The sequence below is a fragment of the Nakamurella flava genome (assembly GCF_005298075.1).
Classification (GTDB): domain Bacteria; phylum Actinomycetota; class Actinomycetes; order Mycobacteriales; family Nakamurellaceae; genus Nakamurella; species Nakamurella flava.
Map to the genome: position 1 here is coordinate 430,957 of NZ_SZZH01000003.1, position 26,826 is coordinate 457,782.

Genomic DNA, 26,826 nt, shown 5'->3' on the forward strand with positions numbered 1-26,826 from the left:
CCTTGTGCTGCGCGCGAAAGGGGCTGTGAGATGCGCCGCGGCCGCATCCGAACGTGCTGATCAGGGGCGGGTGGGCGACCGGGGGAGTCCGACGTCGGCCGGGGACCTTCCCCCGACGAACAGCGGCCGACCGGCCCGCCGGCGACACCACCAGATGGCCGGGACGGTCACCAGGTAGGTGCCGAGCAGGACGAACACGATGCCCAGGGTGCCCAGCGAGGCGGTCCGGCCGGCCACCCGCACCGTCTGCGGATCCGCCGTCGAGTAGTCGACCTGGAAACGTTCGCCGGGGGTGAGGAGCCCCGGGTAGAGCACCCCGTTGGCCGGTCGGATCGTGGCCCCGGAGGCGTCGATGAACTCGATCCCCGTCCGCAGCGGTGACACGTACAGGACGGTCGCCGTGGCGGTCCCCGGGTTCCGGTCGATCGCCGCGTCGTTCGCCCGCATCCCGATGAACAGCGCCACGCACATCACGGTGACCGCGGCGGTCAGCACGGCCACGACGACGGCGACCCAGCGCCAGAGGGACGATCCCCGCTGGTCGACTCGGAGCGGATCCCGGGCGGCCATGCCCGGAGTGTAGGTGGCGGTGCCCGGCCGGGCCGCGGGCCGGTTTGCCCTGATCCGCCCGGGGTCATCGGTAGGGTGCGTGCCAGAAGAGGCCGTCGGACGCCGCCGCGCGCGGTCGCCGTCCGGACGCGGCGCAGGGACCTGAGAGTGGGATGAGATGAGCCGGGCGACGCTCGAGAAGCAACCGCGGCAGGTCGCAGCCATGTTCGACGCGGTCGGACCGAAGTACGACCGGACCAACACCGTGCTCGCCGGTGGCCGGGACCGCGCCTGGCGCCGGCAGATGGTGCGGGCGCTGGAGCTGCAACCGGGTGACCAGGTCCTGGACGTCGCCGCCGGCACCGCGGTGTCGACGCGGGCGATCGCCCAGACCGGGGCCTGGGCGGTCGCGTCGGACTTCTCCCTCGGCATGCTGCAGGCCGCCAAGGAGCCGGTGCCGCCGAGGGTCGCCGGGGACGCGATGAGCCTGCCGTTCGCCGACGCCAGCTTCGACGCCGTCACGATCTCGTTCGGCCTGCGCAACGTGGCCGATCCGGCGGTCGCGCTGGCCGAGTTCGCGCGGGTCACCCGGCCCGGCGGCCGGCTCGTCGTCTGCGAGTTCTCCCGGCCCCGGCCGGCGCCGATCCGGGCCGGCTACTACTGGTACCTGCGCACCGTGCTGCCTGCCCTGGCCGGACGGGTGTCGTCCAACCCGGACGCCTACACCTACCTGCAGGAGACCATCGAGCAGTGGCCGGACCAGCCGGCCCTGGCCCGCACCATCACCCGGGCGGGGTGGAGCGACGTGCGCTGGCGGAACATGACCTTCGGGGTGGTCGCGCTGCACCGCGCGACGCGCCGGGCGGACTGATCACCGGGTCGTATGTCGCAGTTCACCGGCGCGGCTTAGACTTGCCCTGCCGCACTTCGTGAAAAGTTTCACAAGCTCCGCCGCCGCAGTTCCCGTACGCCGCCACCACCGAGAGGTTCGGTCTGTCCATGAGCGTCCCCAGCACCACCGGCAGCGTCCTGGAGTCGGCTGCGTCCGACCAGGGGCGGACGGCCGACGTGCTGGTCGTGGGGGCCGGCCCGGCCGGTTCGACGGCCGCCACCTACCTGGCTCGTGCCGGGGTGGACGTGCTGGTGCTGGAGAAGTCCACGTTCCCGCGGGACAAGGTCTGCGGTGACGGGCTGACCCCGCGCGGCGTGAAGCAGGTCCTCGCCCTCGGCCTGGACGTCAGCGGCCCGGACTGGATCCGTAACCGCGGCCTGCGGGTCGTCGGCGGCGGTCGCAGCATCGAACTCGACTGGCCGACGCTGGCCGACTACCCCGACTTCGGCCTCGTCCGGCCGCGCCGTGACTTCGACGAACTGCTGGCGACCACCGCGGTGAAGGCCGGCGCCCGGCTCCGGATGGGCACGTCGGTGACGGCCCCGGTCCGGGACGAGCGCACCGGTCGCATCACCGGCGTGACCGCCAAGACCGCCGACGGGCCGCAGACCTTCTCCGCTCCGCTGGTGCTCTCCTGCGACGGGGTCTCGGCCCGGGTCGCGCTCGGCATGGGCATCAACAAGCGGGACGATCGGCCGCTCGGGGTGGCCGTCCGCCGGTACTACCGCAGCCCGCAGCGCACCCACGACGACTACCTCGAGTCGCACCTGGAGCTGTGGGACCGCAGCAACCCCGAGAAGGCCAAGCTGCTGCCCGGGTACGGCTGGATCTTCGGGTTGGGCGACGGCACCGTCAACGTCGGCCTGGGCATGCTGAATTCGTCGAAGGCGTTCGGCCGCACCGACTATCGCGCGCTGCTGCGCACCTGGCTGGACGGCACCCCGGAGGAATGGGGCCTGCGCGAGGAGAACGCGATCGGCGCCATCGGCGGCGCCGGTCTGCCGATGGGCTTCAACCGCACCCCGCACTACGCCGATGGTCTGCTGCTCGTCGGTGACGCCGGGGGAGCGGTCAACCCGTTCAACGGCGAGGGCATCGGCTACGCCATGGAGACCGCGGCGTTCGCCGCCGAGGCGACCATCCAGGCGCTCGGCCGGCCCACCGGGGACAGCCGGGAGGCCGCCCTGCACGGGTACGCCGCCGCCATGAAGGACAACCTCGGTTCCTACTATCGGCTCGGCGGGGTGTTCTCCACCCTGATCGGGCAGCCGGCGATCATGAAGACCGCCACCCGCCTGGGCCTGCCCCGGCAGAAGTTGATGTATCTGGTCCTCAAGCTGCTGGCCGGTCTGTACGACAACCGGGACGGCGACTGGGCGGACCGCGTGGTGCGGGGCCTGCAGAAGGTGGCTCCGAGCGTGTAGCCGCCGGGTGCACCGTCGCACCCGGAGGTCATCCGGCACGACCCGTCGACGAGGACGGGACCGAGTGGGAGGCAGTAGCGATGCTGAGTTCCTACCTGCCGATCGTGATCATGCTGATCGTGGTCGGTGGCTTCGCCGTCACGATGGTCACCGTCGTCAGTGACCTCCTCGGCCCGCGCCGCTTCAACCGCGCCAAGCTCGACGCCTACGAGTGCGGGATCGAGCCGACCCCGCTCCCCGCCGGCACCGCCGGCCGTTTCCCGATCAAGTTCTATCTGACCGCGATGCTGTTCATCGTCTTCGACATCGAGGTCGTCTTCCTCTACCCCTGGGCCCAGAGTGCCGTTCCCCTCGGCGTTCTCGGCCTGGTCGAGATCATCCTGTTCATCGGAACGGTGTCCATCGTCTACGCCTACGTGTGGCGTCGGGGCGGTCTGGACTGGGATTGACGCTTCCCAGCAGTACGGCCGGTCACCGCCGCGACCGGCCGGGCATGACGGAAAGGAGAGCAACGTGGGTCTCGAAGAAAAGCTGCCGAACGGCATTCTGCTGACGAGCGTCGAAAAACTCGTCAACTGGACCCGCAAGGCCTCGCTCTTCCCAGCCACTTTCGGGCTGGCCTGCTGCGCGATCGAGATGATGACCACCGGCGCGCCCCGCTACGACCTCGGCCGGTTCGGCATGGAGGTCTTCCGGGCCTCCCCGCGGCAGGCCGACCTGATGATCGTGGCCGGCCGGGTGACCCAGAAGATGGCGCCCGTGCTGCGGCAGATCTACGACCAGATGGCCGAGCCCAAGTGGGTGCTGTCGATGGGCGTCTGCGCCTCGTCCGGCGGCATGTTCAACAACTACGCGGTGGTCCAGGGGGTCGACCACATCGTCCCGGTCGACATGTACCTGCCGGGCTGCCCGCCGCGGCCGGAGATGCTGATCGACGCGATCCTCAAGCTGCACGCCAAGATCATGGACGACCCGCTGAACGCCTCCCGCGCCGCCGAGTTCGCCGGCAAGCGCACCGAGCTCACCGCCTCGTCCGTCCGGTACGGCAAGCTGCCCGCACCCATCGGCACCCCGCAGCAGAACATCGATGTCATCCGGGCCGGCGCCTCCCGCGGCGGTGTTGCGTGACCGGGCCGAACACCCCGCAGACCCCGGCGTCCGGGGTCGGCGGCGTCCCGGGAATGCCGGCGGCCCAACGGTCCTCGGTCGACTCCCCGGCCGAGCGGCCGTCCGGCACCACCGACGACGCCGCCGCCCAGGGCGGCGAGTCGACCGCGCTGGCCGGCCGGGCCCTGCACGAGTCGAGCGGTCCGCCGGTCGCGCCGGTCGGCCTGCCCCGGGCCGGCATGTTCGGCGCGAAGGGCTCCGGTGACACCTCCGGCTACGGCCTGCTGGTCCGCGAGCCGTACCTGCCGCCGGTGGCGGAGCGGCCGTTCGGCGGTCCCACCACCTCGCACCTTGCGCAGGACGAGCGTCAGTACGGGGCGTTCGACGAGGTGACCGACGCCCTCTACGCGGCGATGGCCGAACGCTCCATCCCGGAGGCGGCCATCCGTCAGATCACCGTGGCCGCCCGGGAGATCACCTACTACGTCGCCCGCGAGCACCTCACCGCCCTGCTGTGGGCCCTGCGCGACGACGCGGCGCTGCGGTTCGAGCTGGCCTCCTCCATCTCCGGGGTCGACTACGGGGTCGATGTTCCGCAGCGGCTGCACGTCGTCTACGAGCTGACGTCGATGACCTACCGCCGGCGCATCCGGCTGGAGGTCGCCGTCGACGTCGACGACCCGTACGTGCCGAGCGCGGTCGCCGTCTACCCGACGGCGGACTGGCACGAGCGGGAGTGCTGGGACATGTTCGGCGTCGTCTTCTCCGGCCATCCGGCGCTGACGCGCATCCTCATGCCGGACGACTGGCCCGGCCACCCGCAACGCAAGGACTACCCGCTCGGCGGGATCCCGGTGGAGTACAAGGGCGCCGAGATCCCCCCGCCCGACCAGCGGAGGAGCTACTCGTGAGCACATCCCAGGGCAAGCCCGGCCAGCGTTTCAGCCAGGGCGCGACGATGTTCGCCGAGGACTTCGACCGCCGCGATCAGCGGCCCGGCCGCGGTCCCCGCGAGGCCACCAGCACCCGCACCACCCAGGGTCGGATGTTCACCATCACCGGTGGTGACTGGGACGACCTGCTGGCCGACAACAACTTCGAGGACGACGAGCGGCTCATCATCAACATGGGCCCGCAGCACCCGTCGACCCACGGCGTGCTGCGGCTCATCCTCGAACTCGAGGGCGAGACGGTCACCCAGGCCCGGTCGGTGATCGGCTACCTGCACACCGGGATCGAGAAGTCCTGTGAGTTCCGCACCTGGACCCAGGGCGTCACCTTCGTGACCCGGGCCGACTACCTGTCGCCCGCGTTCAATGAAGCCGCCTACTGCATGGCGATCGAGAAGCTGCTCGGCATCGAGGTCCCGCCGCGGGCCGAGGTCATCCGGGTGCTGCTGATGGAGCTCACCCGGATCACCTCGCATCTGGTCGCGCTGGCCACCGGCGGGATGGAACTGGGGGCCCTCACCGGTATGACGGCCGGCTTCCGGGAACGGGAGGAGGGGCTGCACCTGATGGAGTTCCTCACCGGCCTGCGGATGAACATGGCGTTCATCCGGCCCGGGGGCGTCGCCCAGGACCTGCCGGACGGGTACTCCGAGCGCATCCGTCAGTTCATCGACATCATGCGGACGCGGCTGCCGGAGTACGACAAGCTGCTCACCGGCCAGCCGTTGTGGAAGGCCCGCACCGAGGGCGTCGGGTACCTGCCGCTCGAGGCGTGCATGCAACTCGGCATCACCGGGCCGGTGCTGCGGTCGGCCGGCCTGCCCTGGGATCTGCGCAAGACCATGCCGTACTGCGGGTACGAGACCTACGACTTCGAGGTGCCCACGCTCACCGAGGCCGACTGCTACGCGCGGTTCCTGCTGCGGCTGGCCGAGATGCACGAGTCGCTCAAGATCATGGAGCAGGCGCTGGCCCGGCTGGCCGAGCCGGGCCCGGTGATGGTGGCCGATGCGAAGATCGGCTGGCCGGCGCAACTCTCGGTCGGCGGCGACGGCATGGGTAACTCGCTCAACTACATCCGCGAGATCATGGGCCAGTCGATGGAGTCGTTGATCCACCACTTCAAGCTGGTCACCGAGGGTTTCGAGGTGCCGCCGGGCCAGGCCTACGCGGCGATCGAGAACCCGCGCGGTGAGCTGGGGTGTCACGTCGTGTCGGACGGCGGCACCCGGCCGTTCCGGGTCCACCTGCGCGACCCCGGCTTCGTCAACCTGCAGTCGATGCCGGCGATGTCGGAGGGCGCACTGATCGCTGACGTGGTGGCCGCCGTCGCCTCGATCGACCCGGTCATGGGAGGGGTGGACCGGTAATGGCAGAGCATTCGCGACGGGTCGGGGTTCCCGTCTTCCTGCCGTCCGACGTGGTGTTCGACGCGCAGACCCACGCCCGGGCCGACGAGCTGATCGCCCGGTACCCGGTGGGTCGGTCGGCACTGCTGCCACTGCTGCACCTGGTGCAGTCGGTGGAGGGCTTTGTCTCCCAGCCGGGGATCGAGTTCTGTTCCGCCAAGCTGGGTCTCACCGACGCCGAGGTGTCGGCGGTGGCCACGTTCTACACGATGTACAAGCGCACGCCGTGCGGCGAGCACCTGGTCAGCGTCTGTACCAACGCGCTGTGCGCGGTGCTCGGCGGCGACGCGATCTACTCGGCGCTCAGCCGGCACCTGGGGGTCGGGCACGAGCAGACCAGCGGCGACCCGAACAGCCCGGGCAGCATCACCCTGGAGCACGCCGAGTGCCTGGCCGCCTGCGACCACGCGCCGGTGCTGCAGGTCGACTACGAGTTCTACGACCACCAGACCCCGGACAGCGCGCTGGATCTCACCATGGCGCTGCAGCGCGGCGAACGGCCGCCGCCGACCCGGGGTGCCCCGCTGCGGGACTTCCGCGCCGCCGAGCTGGAGATCGCCGGCATTCGCCCGGACCTGGCTGAGCAGATCGACGTGCCCACCGCATCGCCGCAGACCCTGCGGGGGGCCTCGCTCGCCGAGCAGACCGGCCAGCGGGCGCCCGCGATGCCCGACCACGTCGAGTTCCCTCCGTTGCCCGAGAAGAAGTAGGGAGCGTCATGACCGCACCCGAACAGGCCCGTCTCACACCGGTGCTCACCCGGCGGTGGGCGTCGCCCCGGTCCTGGGACATCGACACCTACCGGCAGCTCGACGGCTACCAGGCGCTGCCGGCGGCGTTGTCGGTCGTACCCGGCCGGGTCGTCGAACTGGTCAAGGCGTCCGGCCTGCGGGGCCGCGGCGGCGCCGGCTTCCCGACCGGCCTGAAGTGGTCGTTCCTGCCGGCCGACAGCCCCAAACCGTCCTACCTGGTGGTCAACGCCGACGAGGGCGAGCCGGGGACCTGCAAGGACATCCCGTTCATGATGGCCGACCCGCATGCGCTCATCGAGGGTTGCATCATCACCTCGTACGCGATCCGGGCACCGTTCTGCGCCATCTACATCCGCGGTGAGGCGTTGCACGCGATCCGCCGGGTGCAGCACGCGGTCGATCAGGCCAAGGCGGCCGGCTTCCTGGGCAGGAACATCCTGGGCTCCGGTTACGACCTGGAGATCGTGGTGCACGGCGGCGCCGGGGCCTACATCTGCGGCGAGGAGACCGCGCTGCTCGACTCCCTGGAGGGTCGGCGCGGTCAACCCCGACTCAAGCCGCCGTTCCCGGCCGTCGCCGGGCTGTACGCGAGCCCCACCGTGGTCAACAACGTCGAGACCATCGCGTCCGTCCCGGCGATCGTGCTGGGTGGGTCGGACTGGTACCGGTCGATGGGCACCGAGAAGTCGCCCGGCCCGAAGATCTACTCGCTGTCCGGCCATGTCACCCGCCCCGGCCAGTACGAGGCGCCGATGGGCACGACCCTGCGCCAGTTGCTGGAGTCGGCCGGCGGCATGCGGGACGGCATCCCGCTGAAGTTCTTCACCCCCGGCGGCTCGTCGACGCCGATCTTCACCACCGAGCACCTCGACGTGCCGCTGTCGTTCGACGACGTGGCCGCGGCGGGCTCCATGCTCGGTACCACCGCGTTGATGTGCTTCAACGAGACCGTCTCGGTGCCGTGGGCGGTCTGGAAATGGCTGGAGTTCTACAAGCACGAGTCGTGCGGCAAGTGCACGCCGTGCCGGGAGGGCACCGGCTGGCTGGTGCAGATCCTGCGTCGGGTTGTTACCGGGGCGGGCACCTTGGAGGACCTGGACACCCTCACCGACGCCGCGTCCAACATCGCCGGGCGTTCGTTCTGCGCCCTGGGCGACGCCGCGGCCACCCCGATCCTGTCCTCGTTCAAGTACTTCCGGTCCGAGTTCGAGGACCTGGTCACCGGCCGCCGGCCCCCGGTGGTCCCGGAGCGCAGCATGGCGGAGGCGCACTGATGACGACCGTCGCACCCCCGCCCAGTGCGGCCCCGGCCGGCGCCGGCGGCCCGGATCCGAACGAGATCCAGGTTCCCCCGGGCCATGTCAAGCTGACGATCGACGGGATCGTCACCACCGCGCCCAAGGGAGAACTGGTGATCCGGGCCGCCGAGCGGCTGGGCATCGCGATCCCGCGGTTCTGCGACCACCCGCTGCTGGCCCCGGTCGGGGCCTGCCGGCAGTGCCTGGTCGAGGTGGAGATGGGCGGCCGGCCGATGCCCAAGCCGCAGGCCTCGTGCACGCAGACCGTGGCCGACGGCATGGTGGTCAAGACCCAGCTGAGCTCCCCGGTGGCCGAGAAGGCGCAGCGGTCCAACCTCGAGTTCCTGCTGCTCAACCATCCGCTGGACTGCCCGGTCTGCGACAAGGGCGGCGAGTGCCCGCTGCAGAACCAGACGATGGCCAACGGGTCGGCCCACAGCCGGCTGCGCGAGCCGAAACGGGTGTTCACCAAGCCGATCGCCGTCTCCACGCAGATCCTGCTCGACCGTGAACGGTGCGTGCTCTGCCAGCGCTGCACCCGGTTCTCCGAGCAGATCGCCGGCGACAAGTTCATCGACCTGCTCGAACGCGGCTCGATGCAGCAGATCGGCATCAACTCGGCCGAGCCGTTCCAGAGCTACTTCTCGGGCAACACCATCCAGATCTGCCCGGTCGGGGCCCTCACCTCGGCCGCGTACCGGTTCCGGGCCCGACCGTTCGACCTGGTCTCCACCGACACCGTCTGCGAGCACTGCTCCAGCGGTTGCGCGCTGCGGACCGACCACCGGGCCGGCGGCGTCACCCGCCGGCTGGCCCGCACCGACGACGCGGTCAACGAGGACTGGAACTGCGACAAGGGCCGGTTCGGCTTCACGTACGTCACCGAGCCGGACCGGATCACCCGGCCACTCGTCCGTGACGCCGACGGCGTACTGCAGCCGGCGTCCTGGACCGACGCCATCCGCGCCGCCGCGCAGGGCCTGGCCCGGGCCCGGGACACCGGCGGGGTCGGCGTGCTGACCGGTGGCCGGCTGACCGTCACCGACGCGTACGCGTACGCCAAATTCGCCCGGGTCGCGCTGCGCACCAACGACATCGACTTCCGGGCCCGCCCGAGCGGCGCCGAGGAGGCCGCGTTCCTGGCCCAGCGGATCGCCGGCCGCGGTCTGCTCTACGGCGAGCCCCCGGACACCGACGGCGGTTCCGCCGTCACCTACGCCGGTCTGGAGAAGGCGACCGCGGTGCTGCTCGTCGGGCTCGAGCCGGAGGAGGAGTCACCGATCCTGTTCCTGCGACTGCGCAAGGCGGCCCGCAAGGGTCTGCCGGTCGCGTCGGTCGCCGCGCTGGCCAGCCGCGGACTGCAGAAGCTGGACGGCACCCTGCTGGCCGCCGCGCCCGGCTCCGAGCCTTCGGTGCTGTCCGGGCTCACGGTCGAGGACAGTGCGGAGGCCGGGGTGCCGGACGCCGCCGCCCGGAACCGGGTCGCCACCCTGCTCCGCACCCCGGGCGCCGTCGTGCTGGTCGGCGAACGCGCCGCCGAGGTACCCGGCCTGCTCACCGCGGTCGGCGCCCTGGTCGACACCACCGGCGCCCGGCTGGCCTGGGTGCCCCGCCGGGCCGGCGAGCGCGGAGCCCTGGAGGCGGGGGCGCTGGGCCCGCTGCTGCCCGGTGGCCGTCCGGTCGCCGATCCGGCCGCCCGGGCCGAGGTCGAGGCCGCCTGGGGCGTCACGCTTCCCGCCGCCCCGGGCCGGGACGCCACCGCCATCCTGGCCGCCGTCGCCGCCCCGGTGGACGAGACCGATGACCCGGCCGAGACACCGCCGGCCGAAGCAGGTCTGGCCGGTCTGCTGATCGGTGGCGTCGAGCTGGACGACCTGCCCGACCCGGCCGCGGCCCGGACCGCCGTGGCCGCCGCTGGTTTCGTGGTCAGCCTGGAGATGCGGGCCAGCGCGGTCACCGCCCTGGCCGACGTCGTCCTCCCGGTCGCCGCGCCGGCCGAGAAGGCCGGCGCCTACCTCGACTGGGAGGCTCGGGTCCGCCCGTTCGCCGCCGCCCTGCCCCAGGTCGGCGGTCTGGACGACGGCCGGGTCCTCGACACCCTGGGGGTGGAGATGGATGTCGACCTGTTCACCCAGACCCCGGCCGCCGCGGCCGGTGAACTGGGCCGGCTGGGGCGCTGGACCGGCGAGCGTCCGGCCATCACCGGGTCCGCCTCGTCGGATGCGTCGGCAGTGTCTCCCTATGGCGGTGGGTTCCGGCTGGCGTCCTGGCGGACGAGCCTCGACGGCGGCCGCGGCCTGGACGGTGAACCGCACCTGGCCGGCACGGCCAAGCGGCCGCTGGCCCGGCTCAGCCCCGCCGACGCCGCCGCCCTCGGCGTGGTCCACGGGGCGACGGTGACCGTGTCCGGCCCGGCCGGGTCGGTCACCCTGCCGGCCGCGGTCGCCCCGATGGTCGACGGCGTGGTCTGGCTGCCGGCCCGCATCGACGGACTGGCCACCACCGAACGGCTCGGCGTCGAGCCCGGCCGACCCGGTGACGTGCTGCTGTCCGTCCGCCCCGCACCGGTGTCCGAAGGGATGTCATGACGCATCAACTGGCCGCCGCCCTCGGCCCTGACGGGTCCGTCCAGCCGCTGCTGGCCGACGACCCGTGGTGGCTGATGCTGGTCAAGTCGATCATGGTCTTCGTGATGCTGCTGCTGCTCACGCTGTTCGCCATCTGGTTCGAACGTCGCGTGGTCGGTCGCATGCAGCACCGCCCCGGCCCCAACTGGAACGGGCCGTTCGGTCTGCTGCAGTCGATGGCCGACGCGCTCAAGCTGCACTTCAAAGAGGGCATCATCCCGGCCAACGCCGACAAGTTCGTCTACATCGCCGCACCCGTGATGATCGCGGTGCCGGCGTTCCTCACGTTCTCGATCATCCCGGTCGGCGGCGAGGTCTCGATGTTCGGCGAACAGACCGCGCTGCAGCTGGTCGACCTCCCGGTCGGCGTGCTGGTGGCCCTGGCGTTCGCCTCGATCGGCATCTACGGCATCGTGCTCGGCGGCTGGGCGTCCGGCTCGACCTACCCGCTGCTCGGCGGGCTCCGGTCGGCCGCGCAGATGATCTCGTACGAGGTCGCGATGGGCCTGTCGTTCGTCGCCGTGTTCCTCTACGCGGGGTCGCTCTCGACGTCGGCCATCGTCAACCAGCAGGAGCCGGGCTGGTACGTCTGGCTGCTGCCGGTCTCGTTCGTCATGTACGTGGTGTCGATGGTCGGCGAGACCAACCGCGCCCCCTTCGATCTCGCCGAGGCCGAGGGTGAGCTGGTCGGCGGCTTCAACACCGAGTACTCCTCGATGCGCTTCGGCCTGTTCTTCCTGGCCGAGTACATCAACCTGATCAACGTCTCCGCGCTGGCCACCACCCTGTTCCTGGGCGGCTGGCGGGCCCCGTGGCCGATCTCGCTCATCCCGGGCGTGAACGAGGGCTACTGGACGATGCTCTGGTTCTTCGTCAAGGTGCTGGCGTTCATGTTCTTCTTCGTCTGGCTCCGCGGCACCCTGCCCCGCATCCGCTACGACCAGTTCATGGCCATCGGCTGGAAAGTGCTGATCCCCGTCTCGCTGGTGTGGATCCTGCTCGTCGGATCGGTGCGGGTCCTGCGCAACGCCGAGGGGTTCTCGGCGGTGCAGGTGCTGCTGTGGGTCGGCATCCCGCTCGCGCTGGTGCTGCTGGCCGCCGCGATCTGGCCCAGCCGGGCGGCCGGGTCCCGACGCGAGGCCCCGGACGATCTCGACGACGACGAACTGGACGACGAGTACCTCGACCCCGACGACCTCGTCGACGATCAGCCCCCCGGCCCCGGGGCGATCGCGCCCGCCGGCGGGCGCTCGGTGGTCGCCGAATCCGGTGGCCGCTACCCGATCCCGCCGCTCGACCTCGTCGTCCCGCCGACCCCGGTCCGCCGCCCGGCGCCGGCCGAGTACGCGACCAGCGCCCCGGGCGGGACCCCCGGTGCGCCCCCGGCGCCCGCCGACCACCGCACCTCCGAGGGAGGCACCCATGTCATTCCTTGATCCGGTCAAGGGCTTCGGCGTCACGTTCTCGACGATGCTCAAGCCCGTCGTCACCGAGGACTATCCGCGCAAGCCCGAACAGCCGGCCGCCCGCTACCACGGGCGACACCAGCTCAACCGGCACCCGGACGGGCTGGAGAAGTGCATCGGCTGCGAGCTGTGCGCGTGGGCCTGCCCGGCCGACGCGATCTTCGTGGAAGGCGCCGACAACACCGAGGACGAGCGCTACTCCCCAGGGGAGCGGTACGCGAAGAACTACCAGATCAACTACCTGCGCTGCATCGGCTGCGGCCTGTGCATCGAGGCCTGCCCGACGCGGTCGCTGACCATGACCAACGAGTACGAGCTGGCCGACGACGAACGGCAGCGGCTGATCTACACCAAGGACATGCTGCTGGCCCCGCTGCTGCCCGGGATGGAACTGCCGCCGCACGACCTGTATCTCGGCGACAGCAAGGACTACTACGCCAACGGACCCGACTTCCTGGCCCAGACCCCGCGGGCCGAGCAAAACTCCGGTCAGGAGGGCGCCGCGTGAGCGCCGCCCTGCTGGCCGCCGCGGACAGCACCGTGGCCGCTGCCGATTCGGGCGCGGCGCTCATCGCGTTCTGGGTGCTGGCCCCGCTGGCCGTGGCCGGCGGGCTCGGGATGGTGTTCGCGAAAAGCGCGGTGCACTCGGCGTTGTGGCTGGTGCTGACGATGCTGTGCCTGGGGTGCCTGTACATCGTCCAGGACGCCGAGTTCCTCGGCTTCGTGCAGATCATCGTCTACACCGGCGCGATCATGATGCTGTTCCTCTTCGTGCTGATGCTCACCGGGCGCGACTCCGGTGACTCGGTCTTCGAACCGCTGCGCGGGCACAAGATCATCTCCGCGGTCCTGGGGGTGGGTTTCGTCGTCCTGCTGACCGCCGGGCTGCTGCGGTCGCTGCAACTGGCCGGGGCCGTCGGCCTGCAGGGGGCACTGGCCGAGCGCGGCGCCGTCGGGGCCATCGCCGAGACCCTGTTCACCGACTACCTCTTCCCGTTCGAACTGACCAGCGCACTGCTCATCACCGCGGCCACCGGGGCGATGGTGCTCACCCACCTCGAGCACCGACCGGGGGAGAAGAAGAACCAGCGCCAGCGGGTCGCCGAACGCATGCGGTCCGGGCGGATGTCGCCGTTGCCCGGGCCCGGGGTGTTCGCCACCTCCTCGTCCAACGCCACCCCCGCCCTGCTCCCGGACGGCAGCATCGCCCCCGGTTCGGTGTCGCGGCTGGTCGACTCGGCCGAGAGCGAGCGGGTCGCCGCGGCCTGGGCGGCCGGTCGCACCGTCGCCGGAGTGCAGGCGGTCGACCACCCGCAGGCGCTGGCCCGTCCGGAGCTCACCGCCGGTCCTGCCGCCGAGCCGCCGCCGTCCGACAGCCCGGACGACGTCGGCGGTTTCGGTGGGCTCGCCGGGTTGGCCGGTCCCGGCTCGAACGAGCAGGCCCGCCGATGACGCCCAACCACTACCTGGTGCTGTCGGCGCTGCTGTTCGGCATCGGCGCCGTCGGGTTCCTGGTCCGCCGCAACGCGATCGTCGTGTTCATGTGCGTCGAACTGATGCTCAACGCGGTGAACCTGTCGCTGGTGACGTTCTCCTCGATGTGGGGCAACCTCGACGGCGTCGTGTTCGCGTTCTTCGTGATGGTGGTGGCCGCCGCCGAGGTGGTCGTCGGGCTCGCCATCATCATGTCCATCTTCCGCAGCCGCCGGTCGGCCAACGTCGACGACGCCAACCTGCTGAAGTTCTGATCCACCCGCCACACCTCTGTTCGCCCATGGCTTCTCACCTGTGTTTCTCGACGATGAGGAAGTGACCGGATGTCGGGTGCTGTGACGACCTCGACGGTCCTGCTGTTGCTGCTCCCGCTGGCCGGCGCGGTCGTGCTGCTGGTCGGCGGGCGGCGACTGGACCGGGTCGGCCATCTGATCGGCTGCGCGACGGTGATCGCCGCGTTCGTCTGCGGGATCATCGCGTTCACCGGGTTGACGTCGCTGCCGGTGGACGAGCGCAGCGTGACCGCGGACCTGTTCACCTGGATGTCCTCCGGTTCGTTCACCGTCGACATCGGCCTCGGTCTGGACCCGCTGTCGGCGACGTTCGTGCTGCTGATCACCGGGGTCGGGTCGCTGATCCACATCTACTCGATCGGCTACATGGCGCACGACGCCGAGCGGCGGAAGTTCTTCGCCTACCTCAACCTGTTCGTGGCGGCCATGCTGCTGCTGGTCCTGGGCAACTCGTTCGTCACCCTGTACGCCGGGTGGGAGGGCGTGGGCCTCGCGTCGTACCTGCTGATCGGCTTCTGGTCGGATCGCCCGGCCGCAGCCACGGCGGCCAAGAAGGCGTTCATCATGAACCGGGTCGGCGACGTCGGCCTGGCCCTGGCCATCTTCCTGATGTTCCGCGAGATGGGCACGGTCAGCTACGCCGGCGTCTTCGACCGCATCGGCGGGGTCGCGGCCGAGTCGCCGGGCACCGTCACCGTCATCGCGTTGCTGCTCCTGCTCGGCGCGTGCGGCAAGTCCGGTCAGGTGCCGCTGCAGGCCTGGCTGCCCGACGCCATGGAGGGTCCGACCCCGGTGTCGGCGCTCATCCATGCGGCCACCATGGTCACCGCGGGCGTCTACCTCATCGCCCGCTGTGCGCCGATCTACGACCTCACCCCGGACGGTCGGCTGGTCGTCGCCATCGTCGGCGCGGTCACCATCCTGGTCGGCTGCATCGCCGGGTGCGCCAAGGACGACATCAAGAAAGTCCTGGCCTACTCGACGGTCTCGCAGATCGGCTACATGTTCCTGGCCGTCGGCCTCGGGCCCGGGTTCTACGCGCTGGGCATCCTGCACCTGCTCACCCACGGCTTCTTCAAGGCCGGCATGTTCCTGGGTGCCGGCTCGGTCATGCACGCCATGGACGACGAGGTCGACATGCGCCGCTTCGGCGGGCTGATGCGCAAGTTGCCGATCACCTTCGGCGTGTTCGTCGCCGGCTACCTGGCCATCATCGGCTTCCCGCTGTTCTCCGGCTTCTTCTCCAAGGACCTCATCATCGAGGCCGCGTTCGGGGATGGCGGGACGGAGGGGCTGCTGCTGGGTGGGGCCGCGCTGCTGGGCGCCGGGATCACCGCGTTCTACATGACCCGGATGATGATCATGACGTTCCTGGGCGAGCCGCGCTGGAAGCAGCTGCGCACCCGGGACGGGGGCGAGTATCACCCGCACGAATCCCCGCCGGTGATGACCATCCCGATGATCGTGCTGGCCATCGGATCGGTCGGCGCCGGTGCGTTCCTGGCCATCGGCGCCCGGCTGATGGACTTACTGGCCCCCGCGGTCGGCGAGTACACCGAACCCGAGCCGCCGGTCGCCCCGATCGTGCTCACCCTCGTCACCCTGCTCGTCGTCGCCGCTGGTGTCGCGCTGGCCTGGATGCTCGTCGGTCGACGGCCGGTCCCGGTCACCGCCCCCGAGCACGTCAGCCCGGTCGTCGCCCTGGCCCGGGCCGACGTCGGCGGCAACGCCATCAACGAGACGCTCTTCGCCCGACCCGGGATCTGGCTGTCCCGCACGTCGGTCTACGCCGACGCCAAGGGCGTCGACGGTGCCGTCAACGGGCTGGCCGCCGCGCTCGGCGGGCTGTCCGGGAGATGGCGGCACTGGCAGAACGGTTACGTCCGGTCCTACGCCCTGTCCATGTTCGCCGGGACCCTCGGCGTCCTGCTCCTGCTGCTGCTGGTGAGGTACTCGTGAACTCGCTCCTGCTGCCGCTGTTGATCGCCCTGCCGGTGCTGGGGGCGATCGCCCTGGCCGGCATGTCCGGCGCCCCGGTCCGCTCGATCAAGCTGGTCGCCCTGGCCTTCTCGTTCGCCGAGCTGGCCGCGGCGATCTGGCTGTGGATCGCCTACCGGTCCGAGATGTCCAGCGCGGCCGCGTCCGTCGGCGGAGCGGGGGCGAGTCCGCCGTTCGGACAGACGTTCTTGTTCGACTGGATCCCGTTCTTCGGGATCAGCTTCTCGCTCGGCGTGGACGGCATCTCGTTGACGATGATCGCGCTGATCGCCGTCCTCATGCCGATCGTGCTGGGCGCCTCCTGGGAGGAGAAGCTGCCGGCCGGCCGGACCATCGGCGGCTACTTCGCCCTGCTGCTTGTCCTGCAGGGAGCGATGGTCGGCGTGTTCGCCAGCACCAACGTGTTCGTCTTCTACGTCATGTTCGAGGTCATGCTCATCCCGATGTACTTCCTCATCGGGGCGTTCGGCGGGGTCCGCCGGGCCTACGCGGCCACCAAGTTCTTCCTCTACTCGCTGTTGGGTGGCCTGCTGATGCTGGCCTCGGTCATCGGCCTGTACGTGGCGTCGGCCAAGGTGCTGCCCACCGGCGGCACCTTCGACTGGGTCACCCTGCGCTCGATCGCCGGACAGATCCCCGAGTCCACCCAGATGTGGATCTTCGCGGGATTCGCCATCGCCTTCGCGATCAAGGCCCCGCTGGTCCCGCTGCACACCTGGCTCCCGGATGCCGGCGCCGAGGCCCCGGTGGGCGCTGGCACCCTGCTCGTCGGTGTCCTGGACAAGGTCGGCACCTTCGGATTCCTGCGGATCTGCCTGCCCCTGCTGCCGGCGGCCAGCGCCAAGCTGGCCTGGGTCATCATCCTGCTGGCCGTGCTGGGCATCGTCTACGGCGCCATCGTGGCCGCCGGCCAGAGCGACATGAAGCGGTTCGTCACCTTCACCTCGATCGCCCACTTCGGCTTCATCGCCCTCGGGGTCTTCGCCTTCACCACCCAGTCGATCGCCGGGGCCGCGCTCTACATGGTCAACCACGGCGTCGCCACCGGTCTGCTATTCATCACCGTCGGCATGCTGGTCGCCCGCGGCGGCAGCCGGCAGATCGCCGACTACGGCGGCGTCTGGAAGGTCACCCCGCTGCTCGGCGGTGCGTTCCTCGTGGCCGCCCTGGCCACCATCGCCATCCCCGGGACGAACTCGTTCGTCTCCGAGTTCATGGTGCTGCTCGGCACCTTCACCGTCCAACCGGCCTGGGCGGTGGTCGCGACCATCGGCATCGTGCTGGCCGCCGTCTACATGTTGTGGGTGTTCCAGCGGACGATGACCGGTCCGGTCCGCGGGGCCGCGCTGCTGGGGGCGCGGCCGGACGGCGGGTTCGGCCTGCCCCGATCGTCCGGCCGGCCCGGCCCGATCGGTGCCCTCACCCCGGCCGACGAGCGCGGCGCCGGCGGCACGGCGCTGGCCGAGCGGCCCGTCGGCCTCACCGACCCGGACCCGGTCGAGTCACCGGACCCCGAGGCGGACGCCGACCACGGCTCCGGCCAGGTGTCCGGGCGGCTGGGCCCGGCCCGCCTCGCGCAGATCCGCCAGCGCATCGGCGGCGACCTGACCCCCCGCGAGATCGCCGTGGTCACCCCGTTGATCGCGCTGATCGTGTTCCTCGGGGTGTATCCGCAGCCGGTGCTCGACGTCATCAACCCCACCGCGGAGCGGACGGTCGTCGATTCCGGGCACATCGACCCGCAACCGCCGTTCGGCACCCCGTCCGGTACCGCCGAGGAAGGCACCCGATGAGCCAGGCCCTGCTCGCCGCGGCCGCCGCGGTCGATCCGATCACCGCTCCGTCCGTCGACATCGGCGCGCTGCTCCCGGTGCTCGTCGTCCTGGCCGGGGCGTGCCTGGGGATCGCCGTCGAGGCCTTCGCCCCCCGGCGGGCGCGGTACGCCGTCCAGGTCGGCCTGTCGCTGGCCGTGCTGGTGGCCGCCGGGGCCCTCGTGGTCCGCGGGGCCGTCGCCGACGTCTACGCCGTCACCATCGGGTCGGCCATCGCCGTCGACACCGCGACGTACGTCATGTGGGGCGTCCTGCTGGTGCTGGCCGTGCCGTCGTTGCTGCTGATGGCCGACCGGGTCTCCGAGCCCGGTGGCGCGTTCGCCGCCCAGGCCGCCGCCCAGGTCGGGTCCACCCGCTCCCGGGTCGCGACCCGGGTCGCCGCCCCCATGCAGACCGAGGTCTTCCCGCTCGCGCTCTTCGCGGTCGGCGGGATGATGGTGTTCCCAGCCGCCACCGACCTGGTCACCCTATTCGTGGCCCTGGAGGTGCTGTCGCTGCCGCTCTACCTGCTCTGCGGGTTGGCCCGGCGGCGGCGGCTCATCTCGCAGGAGTCCGCGGTCAAGTACTTCCTGCTGGGCGCGTTCACCTCGGCGATCTTCCTGTACGGGCTGGCCATGCTCTACGGGTACGCCGGGTCCACGCAGTTCGCCGCCATCGCCGCGCAGGCCCGCGCCGGCGGGGGCAGCGACGGGCTGCTGCTGGCCGGCACCTGCCTGACGCTGGTCGGTCTGCTGTTCAAGGCGTCCGTCGGGCCGTTCCACCTGTGGACGCCGGACGTCTACCAGGGCGCCCCGACGCCGGTCACCGCGTTCATGGCCGCTTGCACCAAGGTGGCCGCCTTCGCCGCCCTGCTGCGGGTTCTGACGGTCGCGTTGGAACCGATGGTCTGGACGTGGCAGCCGGTGGTCGCCGTGATCGCCGCGGCCTCGATGGTCATCGGTGCCGTCCTCGGCATCACCCAGACGGACATGAAGCGCATGCTCGCCTACTCGTCGGTGGCCCACGCGGGCTTCATCATCATGGGCGTCATGACGGTGTCCGCCGCCGGCGCCTCGGGGACGATGTTCTACCTGCTCACCTACGGCATGGCCACCATCGGCGCGTTCGCGGTGCTGACTCTCGTCCGCCGCGGGGAGGGGGAGGCGTCCCAGCTGTCGGACTGGGCCGGCCTGGCCCGCCGCGCGCCGGTGCTGGCCGCCGCCATGAGCTTGTTCCTGCTCTCGTTCGCCGGCATCCCGTTGACCGCCGGGTTCATCGGCAAACTCAGCGTCTTCACCGCGGCCGCGCAGGCCGGATTGGGCTGGCTGGTGGTGCTCGCGATGGTGGCCACCGCGATCACCGCGTTCTTCTACCTGCGCATCGTCGTGGTCATGTACTTCTCCGACCCGGTGACCGCGCTGCGCCCGGAGAACGCCCCGGCCATGGTGGGCGGGGCCGGGGCGTCGATCGAGGCCGAACCGGTCGACGACAGCTCGCCCTACGTCGTCGCCGCCGGGCCGCTGACGGTCCTGGTCATCGCGGTCGCCGTCGCGATGACCCTGATCCTCGGCGTCTATCCCGGTCCGGTGCTGGACCTGCTGTCCGTGCCCCTGCCGCTGTTGTCCTGAGTGTCGCGTATCCGACGATGTGCGATGACGCCCGATTGCTTCGCGGCCCGGTGCCCTGACATAAGGTCGGGGGTGTGAACGCGCCGCCCATGCTCGCCGGCATCCACCTGGCCGACCCCGAGCTGATGGCGCGTGTCACCACGGGCCTGCAGCGGGTGGAGGAACTGCTCCAGCAGGAGCTGATCAGCGAGTTCCCGTTCGTCACCGAAGCGGCCTCCCACCTCATGCAGGCCGGCGGCAAGCGGTTCCGCCCGCTGTTCACCCTGGTGGCCGCGGGCATCGGTCCCGATCCGGACGGCGACGCGGTCATCACCGCGGCGGCCGTCGTCGAACTCATCCATCTGGCGACGCTCTACCACGACGACGTGATGGACGAGGCGGAGCTGCGCCGGGGAGCGACCACGGCCAACGTCCGCTGGTCGAACTCGGTCGCCATCCTCACCGGCGACTTCCTGTTCGCGCACGCTTCGCGGCTGGTCGCCGATCTCGGCGCGAACGCCGTGCGCATCATCGCCGAGACGTTCGCCGAGCTGGTCACCGGACAGACCCGGGAGACCGTCGGGCCGCTGAACGGTGAGGACCCGATCGACCACCACCTGCGCGTGCTGGACGGCAAGACGGCTTCCCTCATCGACACCAGCGGCCGTTACGCCGGCATGTTCTCCGGAGCCACCGACGCCCAGATCGCCGCGCTGCGCCGGTTCGGCCGGGCCGTCGGTGTCGCCTTCCAGATCTCCGACGACATCATCGACATCGCGTCCACGGAGTCGGGCAAAACCCTGGGTACCGATCTGCGGGAGGGTGTCGCCACCCTTCCGGTGCTCTACACGCGGGCCGACCCGTCGGCCGACCCCCGGCTGCGGGAACTCGTCGCCGGCCCCATCACCGACGACGCCGAGCTGGCCGAGGCCATGACCCTGCTGCGGCAGTCGGCCGGGCTGGAGCGGGCCCGGAAGACCCTCGCGCAGTACGCCGACACCGCTTCCGAGGCGCTGTCCGAACTGCCCGCCTGCTCGTCGCGCGACGCCCTCGGGTCCCTGACCCGGTTCGTGGTCGAGCGCACCTTCTGAGCTCTCCGTCGGGTCTCGACCCGGTCGGGCACCCTCATCACCCCTTCGCCGAGTAACGGCGCCACCGGCCGGTGAGTGATCGTCGCAATGGTGTGGCCAACCGGACACAGTGGACACGACGGAGCTATTGAGCCCGAGGCGTTCGCTGCTTAGCGTGACGAAGGGCGGGAATCGCTCTCCCCCCGACTCCGGAACTCGCCCGGTCGTCGGCGGACGGGCGCCCGGCGCCCGCAACAGTCAGGCCTGGCGGGGACACCGGACGACGGGGACCGGTGGCCCGGCAGAACGACACCGGCCTCTGCCGGCAGAAGTGAGGTCCCATGCCCCTGTCCGACCCCGTGGCGGCCCTGCGGGCCGTGACGACCCCCGCCGTCCCCGCGCTGGACCCCGCCACCCACCGTCGACTGCGCGAGGTGACCGACCAGCTCATCGCGGCTCGAGCCGACATCGCGACCGAGGAGCTGGAGCGCTTCGAACAGACCGCGGCGCGCGGCCTGCGGGTCGATCACGAGCGCCTGCTGGACCTGCACGCCGGGCGCACCGTGGTCGTGACCGGGGGGACCGGCTGCATCGGTGCCGAGGTCACCCGACAGGTCGCGACCTACCGACCCGCCCGCGTCGTCGTCCTCAGTCGCGGGAGATTCGCCGGCAGTCGCCCCCTGCCCGGCGTCGAGTACCGGCGCCTGGACCTGCGCGACGCCGCCGCCGTCCGGGCCACGCTCGCCGACCTGCGACCGGACGTCGTCTACCACCTGGCCGCCCAGCACGACCCCGGGCTGGCCGAACGCCTGGTCGCCGAGACGCTCGCCACCAACGTCGCCGGTACCGCGCACCTGGTCGAGGCCTGCGGTGAGCTGGCCGACGCGGGTGAACTGCGTCTGGCCTGCGCCTCGACCGGCAAGGCGCTCCGCCCGTTCACTCCCGACGTCTATGCGGGCTCCAAGAAGGTCACCGAGTGGCTGCTGCGGCACGCCGCCGCCCCGGGCCGGGCCACCGCTGCCCTGTCGCTGTCCGCCGTCCGTTTCACCCACGTCGTCGACAACTCGATCATCCACCGCCGGCTCGCCGACTGGTGCGCGGCGGACGAGCCGATCCGGCTGCACGACCCGGGGTCGATGTTCTACCTGCAGTCCGCGCGGGAGGCGGCCGAACTGCTCCTCACCTCGGCGCTCGACTCCCGGCCCGGCGACCTCTCGCTGTCGGCGATCCGCGATCTCGGGTGGCCGGTCTCCCTGCTCGACCTGGCGATCGGGATGCTCGTGCGGACGGGGAGCCGGGCCGTGCTGCAGTGTTGCGGTTACGAGGCCGGCTACGAGAAGCGGCCCTACCCGGCGCTGTACGACCCGCTGGTGTCGGGGGAGCGCAGCCCGCTGTTCAGCTCCCTGGAGGCCTTCGGAGTGCAGGAGGCGCCGTCGAGCGTCGAGGTGGACCTGCTGCGTACCCCGGCCGCCGCCTGCTCGACCGCCGGGTTGGCCGTCGCGGACGTGATGGCGCGGGCCCGCGCCGAGGACGTCGACGACACCCTGCGCCGGGTTCTGGTCGAGACCGGGTGGGGACTGCTGCAGGACTGGCTGACCACGCTGGGGGACGCCGAGATCGACCGTCACCTGGTCCTGCTGCGGGCGCACGCGCCCGATCTCGTCGAGGTCGACGACCTGCGCATCCGGGAGTGCGTCGAGTTCGAGGCCAGCCGACGGCGGGGTGACGCCAGCCGGACATCCGGAACGACGCGGCCATCCGACGCGCGAACGGCCACCGAACCTCGCGTACCGGCGCTGGTTCCGGCGCCCTGACCCGGAACTTCTGCCCGGAAGAGCGAATGTCCCGCTGACATGTTCGCGCAGCGTTTCGTAGGGTACTGGGACGGTGTCCGCCCATTCACAGTTGAAGAAGCAGCTTGAAAAGGTTGGGCGTGACTGACCGAAAGGTCGATGAATGTCCCTCGACGCGCCGTCACAGCGGCTGCTGCGATCTTCGCCCGTGCTGCCTCAGCAGGTCAGCGTGGCCGATTTTGTGTACTCCGAGATCCTCGGCGCGGTCCATGACGGTCGCCTGCGGCCCGGGGAACGGCTGAACGACATCGAACTGGCCGACCAGTTCGGGGTGTCGCGGACGCCGGTCCGGGAAGCGCTGCAGCGTCTCCGCGAGATCGGTCTCGTCGAGGCCGCCGCCGCCCGGTACACCCGGGTGAGCCTGGTAGATTCCCGCCGCACCCGGCAGGCCGTCATCGTCTGGGTGGCCCTGCTGCGGACCGTCGTCGACGAAGTGGTGCCGGTCGGTGACCCCGACCGTGATCGCCGCCTGGCCGAGATCCAGGCGTCCGCCGCCGACCCGGGCGACTCGCCGGCCGTCGGCGGTGGAACCCCGCCGACGGGTCCGAACGCGGCGGACCGGGCGGTCTCCCGGCTGTTCCGGGTGCTCGACGTGCTGACCGCGTCCTCAGCCAACCCGGTGCTGCGCCGGACCCTGAGCTCGGTCGACCATGTCGTCCGGCTGGGCCTGGCCGCCCTGCCCGCCCCGAACGATCAGCCGATGGGCGACTTCGTCGTCGCCGTGACCGACGAGCTGCTGGATGCCTTCCTGGAGCCTTCGGTCTCCCAGTCCCTCGACGCGCTGGCTCGGCTGGCCGACGTCACGCAGGGGCCCGATACGTTCGTCGGCTGAGTCCCCGGGATCCGCCCGAGCGGGTCCGGAACGGCCGAAAGGGCCGGGTGCTGACGGTGTCCCGTCAGCACCCGGCCCTTTCGGTGTCTCTGCAGTTCGATCGGCTGCCCTCAGTTGTGGGCGGCCTGCGGCTCGCGCGGCGGGACCTTCTCCGACATCCGCAGGTCGTCCTTGCTGATCGGCCCGCGCAGCTGCAACGGCCGGTCGATCAGGTAGCGGACGTAGGCGTAGGGGGTGAAGAACGCCGGCAGGTCCTCACCCATCGCCGACTCGACGAACACGTCCCGGGCCTCGTCGACGTGCCGGTGGGAACGTTCGTCGGTGGCCTGCGCGTGCAGGGCGTCGACCTCGTGCTTGACCAGCTCGTTGACCAGGTCGGGAGTGACGACCAGGCCCTCGGACAACCGGACCTTGTGGTGCAGCCACTGCCAGATCTGGGTGCGGGAGATCTCGACGGTGGCCGCGTCCTCCATCAGGTTGTCGATGGCGACGGCGCCCTGCTCGTTGACCCAGGCGGCCAGGTAGCGCAACGAGACCGAGATGTTGGTCTTCAGGCCCTCCAGCGTGACCTTGCCCGGGGTGGCGCCGGCGGCGATGAGGTCGGCCGCGGTGACATGGACGTCGTCACGCTGCTTGTCCAGCTGGTTCGGCCGGTCACCCAGGACCGCGTCGAACGCTTGCGTGCAGGTGGCGACCAGGCCCGGGTGGGCGACCCAGGAACCGTCGAAGCCGTCGGCGGCCTCCCGCTCCTTGTCCGCCTTCACCTTGGCCAGGGCCTGCTCGGTGACGCTCTGGTCGGCCCGGCTGGGGACGAACGCGGCCATCCCGCCGATGGCGTGGGCGCCGCGCCGGTGGCAGGTGCTGACCAGCAGCTCGGTGTAGGCCCGCATCATCGGGGTGGTCATGGTGATCGACGAACGGTCCGGCAGGACGTAGTCGCCGCCGTTGTAGGCGAACGTCTTGATGTAGCTGAAGATGTAGTCCCAGCGCCCGGCGTTCAGGCCCGAGCTGTGGTCGCGCAGCTCGTAGAGGATCTCCTCCATCTCGAACGCGGCCGGCAGCGTCTCGATCAGGACCGTGGCCCGGATGGTGCCCTGGGGGATGCCGAGCAGCGCCTGGGCCTGGGTGAAGACGTCATTCCAGAGCCGCGCCTCCAGGTGCGACTCCAGCTTGGGCAGGTAGAAGTACGGCCCGGCACCGTTGTCGATCAGCTGCTGGGCGTTGTGGAAGAAGAACAACCCGAAGTCGACCAGCGCCGCCGGGAGCGGGCGACCGTCGATGGTGATGTGCTTCTCGCACAGCCGCCAGCCCCGGGGGCGGACGACGATGGTCGGCGGGGTCTCTGCCGTAACCCGGTACTCCTTGCCCGAGGCCTCGTCGGTGAACTCCAGGTGCCCGCGGATCGCGTCCCGCAGGTTGAGCTGACCATCGATGACGTTGCGCCAGCTCGGTGCCAGGGAGTCCTCGAAGTCGGCCATCCAGACCTTGGCCCCGGAGTTCAGCGCGTTGATGCTCATCTTCGGCGTGGGCGGGCCGGTGATCTCGCAGCGCCGGTCGACCAGGCCGGGCGCCGGCGGGGCGACCTTCCAGCTCTTGTCCTCCCGGACGCTGCGGGTGTCGGCCAGGAAGTCGACCTTCTCACCGGCCCAGACGCGCTTGCTGCGCTCGCGGCGGGCGGCCAGCAGCTCGGCCCGGCGACCGGCGTGCGCGCCGTCCAGCTTGGCCAGGAAGGCCAGCGCCTCGGGGGTCAGGATCTCGTCGAACCGGGGGTGCATGGTGCCCTTGATGCGGGGGGCCTTGGGGGTGCTGAACATGGCGGGACTCCTTCGACGAACGGCTGTCGGTGGCGGTGGCCACCGTCAGCGGTGGCTCATCGGGACAGCGCGGGAAATGGTGTCGGGTTCGGACGGGGACTGGTGGGTGCGCGGTGGGCCCGGCGGGCCGATCCGGTGAAGGACCGGCCCGCTGGACCGCGCTCTACGAGGCCGATCAGTGGAACTGCTCTTCCTCGGTGGAACCCTTGAGGGCGAGCGTGCCGCTGTCGGGGTTCAGGGCGGTGGCGATCTTGTCGAAGTAGCCAGTGCCGACCTCGGCCTGGTGCTTGACCGCGGTGTAGCCGGCGGCCTCGTCGGCGAACTCCCGCTCCTGCAGCTCGACGTAGGCGCTCATGCCGGTCTTGGCGTAGCCCTGGGCCAGCGTGAACATCGAGTGGTTGAGGGCGTGGAAGCCGGCCAGGGTGATGAACTGGAACCGGTAGCCCAGGTCGCCCAGCTCGTCCTGGAAGGTGGCGATCTCGGCGTCGGACAGCTTGGACTTCCAGTTGAACGACGGGGAGCAGTTGTAGGCCAGCATCTTGCCGGGGAACTCGCGGTGCAGTTCGGTGGCGAACTCGCGGGCCAGACCCAGGTCGGGGGTGCCGGTCTCGACCCAGATGAGGTCGGAGTACGGGGCGTAGGCCTTGGCCCGGGCGAGCACCGGCTCGATGCCGCTGCGCACCCGGTAGAAGCCCTCGCTGGTCCGCTCACCGGTCAGGAACGGCGCGTCGATCGGGTCGACGTCGCTGGTCAGCAGGTCGGCGGCCAGCGAGTCGGTGCGGGCGACGATGACGCTGGGGATCCCGGAGACGTCGGCGGCGAGCCGGGCGGCGTTCAGGGTCCGGACGTGCTGGCTGGTCGGGATGAGGACCTTGCCGCCCATGTGGCCGCACTTCTTCTCGGAGGCCAGCTGGTCCTCCCAGTGCACGCCCGCCGCGCCGGCCGCGATCATGCCCTTCATCAGCTCGAAGGCGTTCAATGGGCCGCCGAAGCCGGCCTCGGCGTCGGCCACGATCGGGACCAGGTAGTCGATCGCCTCGGCGGTGGCGCTCTTGCCGGTGGAGTGGTCGATCTGGTCGGCCCGCAGCAGCGCGTTGTTGATGCGACGGACGACGGCCGGGACCGAGTTGGCCGGGTACAGGCTCTGGTCCGGGTAGGTCTGGCCGGCCAGGTTGGCGTCGGCGGCGACCTGCCAGCCGGACAGGTAGATGGCCTCCAGACCGCCCTTGACCATCTGCACGGCCTGGTTGCCGGTCAGCGAACCTAGTGCTCGGACGAACTTCTGGGTGGTGATCAGGTCCCACAGCTTCTCGGCACCGAGGCGGGCCAGGGTGTGCTCCTCCTGGACCGTCCCGCGCAGGCGCACCACGTCGGCGGCGCTGTAGGTGCGGGAGATACCGGCCCAGCGGGGGTTCTCGGCCCACTCACGCTCGAGCTGCGCCTCCGGGGAGGCCGTCGTCGTGGTGTCGCTATCAGTGGGGTTCAGAGTCGCAGTCATCGTCGACCCGTTCCTTTCGAGGATCTCGCGATCCGATCGCTGGGCTGTTGCCATCCGGGGCCGGTTGCTCCCGGCCGGTGTG

The 26,826-nt window shown here is 70.9% G+C and carries 22 protein-coding genes; 19 read left to right on the top strand and 3 right to left on the bottom strand.

Annotated features, from left to right (window positions below; genetic code table 11):
- Positions 1–60: 60 nt before the first annotated feature.
- Positions 61–570, bottom strand: coding sequence for a DUF3592 domain-containing protein (locus tag FDO65_RS13745; protein WP_137450257.1), 510 nt, complete (start codon positions 568–570; stop codon positions 61–63).
- A 157-nt stretch (positions 571–727) separates the two neighbouring features.
- Between FDO65_RS13745 and FDO65_RS13750 the strand changes: the two genes are divergently transcribed.
- The 19 genes from FDO65_RS13750 (at position 728) to FDO65_RS23110 (ending at position 23,432) form a co-directional block, all read left to right on the top strand.
- Entirely contained in the window at positions 728–1,420 is a 693-nt protein-coding gene (locus tag FDO65_RS13750) for a demethylmenaquinone methyltransferase (RefSeq protein WP_137450258.1), read from the top strand.
- A gap of 128 nt (positions 1,421–1,548) precedes the next feature.
- A complete protein-coding gene (locus tag FDO65_RS13755; protein WP_137450259.1) occupies positions 1,549–2,865 on the top strand; it encodes a geranylgeranyl reductase family protein in 1,317 nt (438 codons plus the stop codon).
- Positions 2,866–2,948: 83 nt separating this feature from the next.
- Positions 2,949–3,314, top strand: a complete 366-nt coding sequence (locus FDO65_RS13760; protein ID WP_166442220.1) for an NADH-quinone oxidoreductase subunit A — start codon at positions 2,949–2,951, stop codon at positions 3,312–3,314.
- 64 nt (positions 3,315–3,378) lie between these two features.
- A complete protein-coding gene (locus tag FDO65_RS13765; RefSeq protein ID WP_137450261.1) occupies positions 3,379–3,993 on the top strand; it encodes a NuoB/complex I 20 kDa subunit family protein in 615 nt (204 codons plus the stop codon).
- A gap of 53 nt (positions 3,994–4,046) precedes the next feature.
- Complete coding sequence (locus tag FDO65_RS13770) at positions 4,047–4,883, top strand: NADH-quinone oxidoreductase subunit C (protein ID WP_137450661.1); 837 nt, start codon at positions 4,047–4,049, stop codon at positions 4,881–4,883.
- A gap of 47 nt (positions 4,884–4,930) precedes the next feature.
- Positions 4,931–6,292, top strand: coding sequence for an NADH-quinone oxidoreductase subunit D (locus tag FDO65_RS13775; protein ID WP_137450662.1), 1,362 nt, complete (start codon positions 4,931–4,933; stop codon positions 6,290–6,292).
- A complete protein-coding gene (gene nuoE, locus FDO65_RS13780; protein ID WP_137450262.1) occupies positions 6,292–7,041 on the top strand; it encodes an NADH-quinone oxidoreductase subunit NuoE in 750 nt (249 codons plus the stop codon). Before FDO65_RS13775 ends, nuoE begins: the two co-directional genes overlap by 1 nt.
- An 8-nt stretch (positions 7,042–7,049) precedes the next feature.
- Complete coding sequence (gene nuoF, locus FDO65_RS13785; RefSeq protein WP_137450263.1) at positions 7,050–8,357, top strand: NADH-quinone oxidoreductase subunit NuoF; 1,308 nt, start codon at positions 7,050–7,052, stop codon at positions 8,355–8,357.
- On the top strand, positions 8,357–10,969 hold the full coding sequence (locus FDO65_RS13790; protein ID WP_137450264.1) for an NADH-quinone oxidoreductase subunit G: 2,613 nt from the start codon (positions 8,357–8,359) through the stop codon (positions 10,967–10,969). Before nuoF ends, FDO65_RS13790 begins: the two co-directional genes overlap by 1 nt.
- Positions 10,966–12,444: an NADH-quinone oxidoreductase subunit NuoH gene (gene nuoH / locus FDO65_RS13795; RefSeq protein WP_137450265.1), complete on the top strand. Its 1,479-nt coding sequence runs from the start codon at positions 10,966–10,968 to the stop codon at positions 12,442–12,444. Before FDO65_RS13790 ends, nuoH begins: the two co-directional genes overlap by 4 nt.
- Positions 12,431–12,982, top strand: a complete 552-nt coding sequence (gene nuoI / locus FDO65_RS13800; RefSeq protein WP_137450266.1) for an NADH-quinone oxidoreductase subunit NuoI — start codon at positions 12,431–12,433, stop codon at positions 12,980–12,982. The genes nuoH and nuoI overlap by 14 nt, the downstream gene beginning before the upstream one ends.
- Complete coding sequence (locus FDO65_RS13805; protein WP_137450267.1) at positions 12,979–13,926, top strand: NADH-quinone oxidoreductase subunit J; 948 nt, start codon at positions 12,979–12,981, stop codon at positions 13,924–13,926. Before nuoI ends, FDO65_RS13805 begins: the two co-directional genes overlap by 4 nt.
- Complete coding sequence (gene nuoK, locus FDO65_RS13810) at positions 13,923–14,222, top strand: NADH-quinone oxidoreductase subunit NuoK (protein WP_137450268.1); 300 nt, start codon at positions 13,923–13,925, stop codon at positions 14,220–14,222. The genes FDO65_RS13805 and nuoK overlap by 4 nt, the downstream gene beginning before the upstream one ends.
- A gap of 69 nt (positions 14,223–14,291) precedes the next feature.
- Positions 14,292–16,220 carry an NADH-quinone oxidoreductase subunit L gene (gene nuoL / locus FDO65_RS13815; protein WP_240757614.1) on the top strand — a complete coding sequence of 643 codons (1,929 nt, stop codon included), beginning with the start codon at positions 14,292–14,294 and terminating at the stop codon, positions 16,218–16,220.
- Entirely contained in the window at positions 16,217–18,052 is a 1,836-nt protein-coding gene (locus FDO65_RS13820) for a complex I subunit 4 family protein (RefSeq protein ID WP_205850031.1), read from the top strand. The genes nuoL and FDO65_RS13820 overlap by 4 nt, the downstream gene beginning before the upstream one ends.
- Positions 18,049–19,698, top strand: coding sequence for an NADH-quinone oxidoreductase subunit NuoN (nuoN, locus tag FDO65_RS13825; RefSeq protein WP_137450270.1), 1,650 nt, complete (start codon positions 18,049–18,051; stop codon positions 19,696–19,698). Before FDO65_RS13820 ends, nuoN begins: the two co-directional genes overlap by 4 nt.
- 89 nt (positions 19,699–19,787) lie before the next feature.
- The gene (locus FDO65_RS13830) at positions 19,788–20,768 is read left to right on the top strand and encodes a polyprenyl synthetase family protein (RefSeq protein WP_137450664.1); all 981 of its coding nucleotides are present in this window, start codon (positions 19,788–19,790) and stop codon (positions 20,766–20,768) included.
- Between the two features lie 320 nt (positions 20,769–21,088).
- Positions 21,089–22,561 (top strand): polysaccharide biosynthesis protein, encoded by a 1,473-nt coding sequence (locus tag FDO65_RS13835; RefSeq protein ID WP_137450271.1) that lies wholly within the window; start codon positions 21,089–21,091, stop codon positions 22,559–22,561.
- 142 nt (positions 22,562–22,703) lie between these two features.
- Complete coding sequence (locus tag FDO65_RS23110) at positions 22,704–23,432, top strand: GntR family transcriptional regulator (protein WP_137450272.1); 729 nt, start codon at positions 22,704–22,706, stop codon at positions 23,430–23,432.
- A gap of 110 nt (positions 23,433–23,542) precedes the next feature.
- Here the strand turns inward: FDO65_RS23110 and aceB are convergent, their stop codons facing one another.
- Together aceB and aceA are read right to left on the bottom strand one after the other, a co-directional pair.
- Positions 23,543–25,246: a malate synthase A gene (aceB, locus tag FDO65_RS13845; protein WP_137450273.1), complete on the bottom strand. Its 1,704-nt coding sequence runs from the start codon at positions 25,244–25,246 to the stop codon at positions 23,543–23,545.
- Between the two features lie 175 nt (positions 25,247–25,421).
- Positions 25,422–26,744, bottom strand: a complete 1,323-nt coding sequence (gene aceA, locus FDO65_RS13850) for an isocitrate lyase (RefSeq protein WP_137450274.1) — start codon at positions 26,742–26,744, stop codon at positions 25,422–25,424.
- Between the last annotated feature and the right edge of the window lie 82 nt (positions 26,745–26,826).